Genomic DNA, 6,375 nt, shown 5'->3' with positions numbered 1-6,375 from the left:
TCCCAAGAAACGATGTCAGCCGGCAAACAACCTTGCAAAACCGCAGAAAAACAGGCGTTTATGGATGGGCACTAGACTAGGTTTTCCGCGAAATTTGCCCCTTCCTCGGGTTAAATCCGAGGAGAGGGACAAACACAAAGCCTGTTGCAGCGACGAAGTTGTTAACCGCTCGCTCAACTCGCCAGCGGCAGGGGGTAGGATTTGACGAATTTCGCCTCTTCCAGGCTCCTGGCGAGGAAGGCGGTATTCTCGTCCGGATCGGTCGAGGGATGCTGGAAATTGATGTGGCTGATCTCGATACCCGCCGCTTCGCCGGCAAGCACGAGGCGCGCATAGACTGTCACGCCGCGGGGCTTCAACTCGAGATCCAAGATGATTTCGGGGCAGCTGTTCCAGTCGAGATTGTAGTTGCCGCCGAGGCCGAAATTCACCGTCCCCGGCAGGAAGTAGAGTTCCGCCGCCGATTCCACCAGATCGGCGAGGCTCGCATGGGACTCGAACCGCAGGAGCGCGATGAAGTCCGCAGCGTCGATCAGGCGCAGTTCTGTCGCTACCGGACGAATCGCCTCTGCCACTAGTCTTTCGCGTTTTTCGGAGAATTCGCACTTCTTCAAGATCATGTCACCCGTTTTTGTTGCGGCTGAGCTGCGTAAACCCGATGAATGAGTTCGGCGACTGCCTTGTAAAACACCGGTGGAATGACACTATCTACCGAGACTTGTGCAAACATGGAGCGTGCGAGCGGCGGATCCTCGAACACCGGAATGCCGTTTTTCTCGGCAATCTCACGGATCTTGAGGGCGAGCAGATCCTGCCCCATCGCCACGACGACGGGGGCGTCGTTCTCTTCGCGCACATAGCGGAGCGCGACCGCATAGTGGGTCGGGTTGGCGATCACCAGCGTGGCACGCGGCACGGAACCGATCATGCGCTTGCGGGCGCGATCCCGCTGCATCGACCGCAGCCGCGACTTGACGATCGGATCGCCCTGCGACTGCTTTAGTTCCTCCTTCACCTCCTGCTTCGTCATCCTCAGTTCGCTATACCAATGATGGCGGGTCCAGAAGAGATCGACGATTGCCAGCACTGCCGTGGCAAGGAGCACGACGGTGACGATCTGCTTCAGGTCGGAGGTCATGGTGGCGAAGATCGTCACCGGATCCGAGAACATCAGGTCGAGCGTGGCGAAATAATCGTTCCACAGCACCAGGACGACGATGATCGACACGACGATGACCTTGAACAGCGACTTGGCGAACTCCACCAGCCCCGGAACACCGAAGATGCGCTTGAAGCCCGCGATCGGCGACACGCGGTTCATGTTGGGCATGATCCGGTCGAGCACCGGCCGCGGCAGGTTCTGGAAGATCGACGAGCCGACGCCGAAGATGATGAGCAGCAGGAAGATCGGAATGACCAGGCCCGCGGACTTCAGGATGACGTGCGAGATCAACCCGACGGCATCCGTTGCCGTTTCGAGCCGCCAAGCTTCCGGCTGCTCGAATATGTCCTTGAGAGCCTCGGCTGTGCTCGCCGCACCCTCGGAAAGAAAGAAGACGATGAAGATGTAGACCGCGAGCGTCGAGGCGAAGGCGGTCACTTCGCGGGAAAAGGGGATATTGCCCTTTTCGGCCGCATCGGAGAGTTTTTTCTCCGACGGCGCTTCGGTTTTACTGTCCTTGTCCTGATCTTCAGACATGAAACAGGGAGCTCCCATACTGGCCAGGAGCCGCGGCCACTCCTAATCGGCCGACGCCGACGTGCCCCACAGCCCCTGTCGTGGACCGCTCATGCCTCATGCGCAAGAGCCGGACGTCAAGAAGGCGTCCGGCTCAACAGAAATCAGTTCGCCCATTGGTGTCGGTGAGACACCGCGCCGAAGAATCCGCGATCAAGCGGCTTCCGATTCCTTTTCCTTGAGCTCGAGCTGTCCGCTGGCTGCAAGCCGAATCGCTTCCTGGGTGATCGAGCGCCGGGCAATGGCGATGTCGCGCGGGTTGATGCCGGCATCGCCGACTGCAAGGTCCGATTCGATCATGCGCCGCTGGCGTGCGCCGACGGATGCGAGGACCGATTCGCGCAGTTCCGGAGCCGAACCCCTGAGCGCCATGGTGATGATGTCGGTCGAGACGTCGTTGAAGAGCTGCACCCGGCTTCTCTGCGGCATGTAGAGAATGTCGTCGAACAGGAAGATCTTCGGCCGAACCTTCTTGGCGGAATCGGTGTTGATCGTTTCCAGCGAGGCGAGCAGCGTGTCCACCTGCTTCTTTTCGAGTTCGTTCATCACCTCGGCGATCTTCGCCGGGCCGGGCGAATTGCGCTCCGCCTCCATCGCGTCGATCATCTCGATGACGCGCGTCTCGATGATGGAGGCAGCCTTCGGGCTGACATTCTTCATGTTGACGGCGCGGTTGAGGATGTCCGGGCGCTGTTTGTCCGACAGCTGCAGCAGCACCTTGGCGCCGAAGCTAGAAGGCATCATCGAAAGCACATAGGCGATCGTCTGCGGATGTTCCTTGGCGAGCGACTCGGCAACGGCGACCGGATCGCATTCCTGCAGCCGGTCCCAGATGCTTGCCTCGTAGGACTGGAAGGTGGCGCGCCGCCCCAGCAGGCCGTCGACCTCGTCCGGCGTCAGGCCCTCTTCGAGAATGCTCTCCATCGCCTTGGCATTGTCCATCAGGCCGGCGCCTTCGGTGAACAGATCCTCGAATTCGTTGACCAGCGCCTCGAGCTCGTGGGGAGGGATGGCGCGCAGCGACTGCGCCGCGGCGATGATTGCCTGCAATTCGCTCTGCGTGAAGAATTTCAACAGTTTACCGGCCACGGACTTCCCCATGGCGAGCAGCACGGCGGCGGCCTTTTCCGTCTGACTGAGCGGTGTGGCCAGTGCCTGCCCTTCGAAACTTTCGAAATCCATCATGGATTCATCCCTCGCCCGATCATCGGACTATTTCTTGCTGCCCTTTATCTCGATGAGCTTGACGCCGAAACGGGTCACATCGCCCTCGAGTACGGTAATCTCGCCACGGCCGATCACCCGGCCGTTGACCATGATCTCGACCGGCTCGCCGATCCTGCGGTCGAGCGCGATCGTTGCGCCCTCGGTCAGGCCCATCAGGCCGGAGACCTGCATTCGGCTCGTGCCAAGGACGATCTGGACATCGATCGGAATGTCCATGATCAGGTCCATATTGGACGACATGCCGCTGCCCGGCGCAGCGCCGGACGCAGCGGCTCCGAAATCGTCGCCGCCGAAATCGCCGCCGGCAAAACCGGTACCCATATCGAGGCCGCCGCCCAGGGACGTGTCAGCGAAATCGCCACCGAAGCCGCCAGCACCGAGATCGCCGCCGAAATCCCCGGCCTGGCCAAATGGTTCGGCGGCACCGAAATCGCCGCCGAAATCCGTTGCCGCACTGTCCTGCTTGAGAACGCCGCGCAGGTCGTCGATCGCCTGGTCGAGTTCGACGTCTCCCGCAAATGCGGCCTGTTCTTCGATGGATGCTGCTTTCTTGCGTACCATGGGCGGATTATTCCAGTTGAAGCTTGCCTCAGGCATTCTGCGATGCGAGGTCGGTTAACTCATGATGTGGCGAAGGATGTCCTCTTCGGACCCGTGCGTGTCCTTGATACGAACCGTGTATCGCGCCCCTGACCGGCCGAATTCGCAGACATAGAGATCGCGACCATTGGCGTTGACCTCGACCCGCACGTCCTGGCCGTCATGGAAGGGGATCACGTCTCCGGGCTGAAGCCGGCTGATCGTATCGAGCGTCAGGCTTTCCAGCTGGATGCGCGCCTCGAGTGTCACGGCCGAGCGGCGAATCTGCTCCTCGAGCTGCTCGCTCCAATCCGTCTTCATACTGTCGTTCTGTCCGGCGCTCCGGGGCGGGACTATCTGGGTCTTGAGCAGCACGCTTTGCGGAACGATCACCGAGAAGGTGGAAAGCACCGGCCCAAGTCCGCAGGTCATGTCGATCGAGGCGGCGTAGATATCCTCGAGGGCGGGGTCGGGCGGCAGCCGTTCGGCACCGTTATGCGGCCGGGCGACCACCGGCTCGAAGCTACCCGGCGCATTGACCGCCATGCGCACGACCTCGGCGATGCCCTCGAAGACCGGCACCGCCACGTCGATCTCGATCTTTGAGAGTGCCCGCGGCAGCGGCTCCTCGATGTCGGTGGGCTCGGCGCCGAGCAGGGCTTCGACGAGGGTGATGAGAACCGGGCTGTCGCAGCCGATCTGGAAATCGGCGCACCAGTTGCGCAGCGTAACGTCGCTGAGCAGGGCCGCTTCTCCGAGTTCGGCAATGAGTTCGTTCCTGAGCCCCATCTTGAAGCCGGCATAGCCGATCGCAATGTCGTGCCCCGTCTCCTGCTTGAGCAAATCGGGAAGGCGCTCGCTGAAGACATGGCCGAGATCGAGAGCGATGCGGCCGATGGTCTTGTCGTCGCCGAGCGCGCCGGCCATGCGCGCCAGCAGTCTCTTGTCGAAAGCGTAGACGTTCGATGCGGTGCTCGGATTCATGATGTTCAAGCCGCCTTGCTTTCGCCGCCGCCGCCGGGGTTCATCATCTCCTGCTCGACCGCATCGATCGACGGTCGCTCATAGGCGGAGATCGTCTTGCGGCCATATTCGAGGGCGACCTGGGGAACGGAGCCATTCATGTAGGCAAGCAATGTCTGCTTGACGATGACGTACAGCCGGTTCTGCTTTTCGCGCACGGCCTTGATGTTGGCGACAAGCGGACCGACGATCGAGTAAGAGAGGAAGACGCCGAGCAGCGTTCCGACGAGTGCGGCGGCGATCTTCGCGCCCAACACTTCCGGTGCCTCGCTGATGGCGCCCATCGCCTTGATCACCCCGAGAACCGCCGCGACGATGCCGATCGCCGGCAGCGCATCGCCCATGCTCGTCAAGGCGTGATAGCACTTCATCTTGTCATGAGTGATCGTATGGATCTCCTCGTCCATCAGCGCCTCGATCTCGTGCGAGCGGGCATTGCCGATGATGATGAGCCGCACATAGTCGCAGATGAACGCCGTCAGTTCCTTGTTCTGCAGGACGGTCGGCGCGGATTGGAAAATCGGCGATTCCTCTGGGTTGTCGATGTGAGCCTCGATTTCGTTGCGCGACTTGGTTCTCAGGTCGCGCATCAGGCTGTAGAGCACGCCGAGCGTGTCGAGGTAGTGGCGCTCCTTCGGCACCTTGTGCCTGAACGCCTCGCCGAGCGCCTTGCCGGTATCCTTCACCACCTTCATCGAGTTGGCCATGATGAAGCCGCCGATGCCGGCCCCGCCGATGATCATCAGCTCGAAAGGCTGGTTGAGGACTTCCAGGTGACCGCCCATGGCGAGGTAGCCGCCGAGGATACAGCCGAAAGTCACAAGGAGCCCGATGATGATGTTCATTGTCGATACCTGTCGCGATCGTGATTTACCTACGACGGAATAAGATTTCTTCCTTGCGTGAGGCTGGCCGTGAGGGCCGCTCGCGACCGCCGCGCCGAACAGGTTCGCGCAAGCCAATAGAGGCAGGATTCGGCAAGGTCGGGCCATCGCGCCGGGCCGCCATTCCGGACAGGCGAGCGATCGTGACGACGACCTATACGAGCTACAAGCTGATAACCGCCGACCTTACGAGCTCGCTGGAGCGCGTCTCCGAGCAGCCGCAGGTGGCGCGCGAGACGGAATACTACCTTTCCAGGATCGGCAGCATCAAAACGCTCGACGAGTTCTTTGCCGACAGCCGGCTCTATGACTATGCGATGAAAGCGCACGGGCTGGAGGACATGGCCTACGCCAAGGCCTTCATGCGCAAGGTGCTGACGGAGGGTGTCGACAGCGAAGGCGCCTTTGCCAACAAGCTGGCGGACAGCCGCTACAAGGCCTTGGTCGAATCGCTCAATTTCGCCCGGCACGGCGACACGGCCACCTCCTTCGACCCTGCGCAGAAGGGCGTTGTCAACAAATACACGCGCCAGACGCTGGAGCAGAATGCCGGCGAGGAGAATACCGGCGTTAGGCTGGCGCTCTATTTCGAGCGCACGGCGCCCTTGCTCACCAGCGGCTACGAGATCATCGCCGACGAGGCGCTGGCACAGGTGGTGCGGACGGCGCTGCAGCTCCCGGAGGAATTTGCCGCGGCCGACGTCGACCGGCAGGCCAAGGCCTATGAGGAAGCAATCGACTTCAAGGATTTCCAGGATCCGGTAAAGCTTGCAGCCTTCATCGATCGCTTCACCGCCCTTTGGGAAATCAACAATTCTTCCGGCGGCTACGATCCGCTTGCGGTTTTCGGTTCTTCGAGCGGCTACGGAATTTCCCCCGACCTGCTCCTGTCCATCAACAATCTGAAACTCGGGGGACACTGAC

Annotated in this window: 7 protein-coding genes; 1 reads left to right on the top strand and 6 read right to left on the bottom strand. The window is 61.1% G+C overall.

The window, feature by feature from the left end; translation table 11 throughout:
• Positions 1-173: 173 nt before the first annotated feature.
• From ATC00_RS18415 to motA, 6 genes are all read right to left on the bottom strand, one after another.
• On the bottom strand, positions 174-620 hold the full coding sequence (locus tag ATC00_RS18415; RefSeq protein WP_064253878.1) for a hypothetical protein: 447 nt from the start codon (positions 618-620) through the stop codon (positions 174-176).
• Positions 617-1,699, bottom strand: coding sequence for a flagellar biosynthesis protein FlhB (gene flhB, locus ATC00_RS18410; RefSeq protein WP_064253877.1), 1,083 nt, complete (start codon positions 1,697-1,699; stop codon positions 617-619). Before flhB ends, ATC00_RS18415 begins: the two co-directional genes overlap by 4 nt.
• A gap of 192 nt (positions 1,700-1,891) precedes the next feature.
• Positions 1,892-2,923, bottom strand: coding sequence for a flagellar motor switch protein FliG (gene fliG / locus ATC00_RS18405; RefSeq protein ID WP_037378594.1), 1,032 nt, complete (start codon positions 2,921-2,923; stop codon positions 1,892-1,894).
• A 27-nt stretch (positions 2,924-2,950) separates the two neighbouring features.
• Positions 2,951-3,526 (bottom strand): flagellar motor switch protein FliN, encoded by a 576-nt coding sequence (fliN, locus tag ATC00_RS18400; RefSeq protein ID WP_037378596.1) that lies wholly within the window; start codon positions 3,524-3,526, stop codon positions 2,951-2,953.
• A gap of 54 nt (positions 3,527-3,580) precedes the next feature.
• Entirely contained in the window at positions 3,581-4,528 is a 948-nt protein-coding gene (locus ATC00_RS18395) for a FliM/FliN family flagellar motor switch protein (RefSeq protein ID WP_037378869.1), read from the bottom strand.
• Positions 4,529-4,533: 5 nt separating this feature from the next.
• A complete protein-coding gene (gene motA, locus ATC00_RS18390) occupies positions 4,534-5,412 on the bottom strand; it encodes a flagellar motor stator protein MotA (protein ID WP_037378598.1) in 879 nt (292 codons plus the stop codon).
• Positions 5,413-5,594: 182 nt separating this feature from the next.
• Here motA and ATC00_RS18385 point away from each other — a divergent pair, with 182 nt between their 5' ends.
• Positions 5,595-6,374: a DUF1217 domain-containing protein gene (locus ATC00_RS18385; protein ID WP_037378600.1), complete on the top strand. Its 780-nt coding sequence runs from the start codon at positions 5,595-5,597 to the stop codon at positions 6,372-6,374.
• The last annotated feature ends 1 nt before the right edge of the window (position 6,375 follow it).

Source organism: Sinorhizobium americanum, from assembly GCF_001651855.1.
GTDB lineage: Bacteria > Pseudomonadota > Alphaproteobacteria > Rhizobiales > Rhizobiaceae > Sinorhizobium > Sinorhizobium americanum.
Note: the sequence above shows the minus strand (reverse complement) of the source record. Positions and strands in the feature narration are given on the sequence as shown.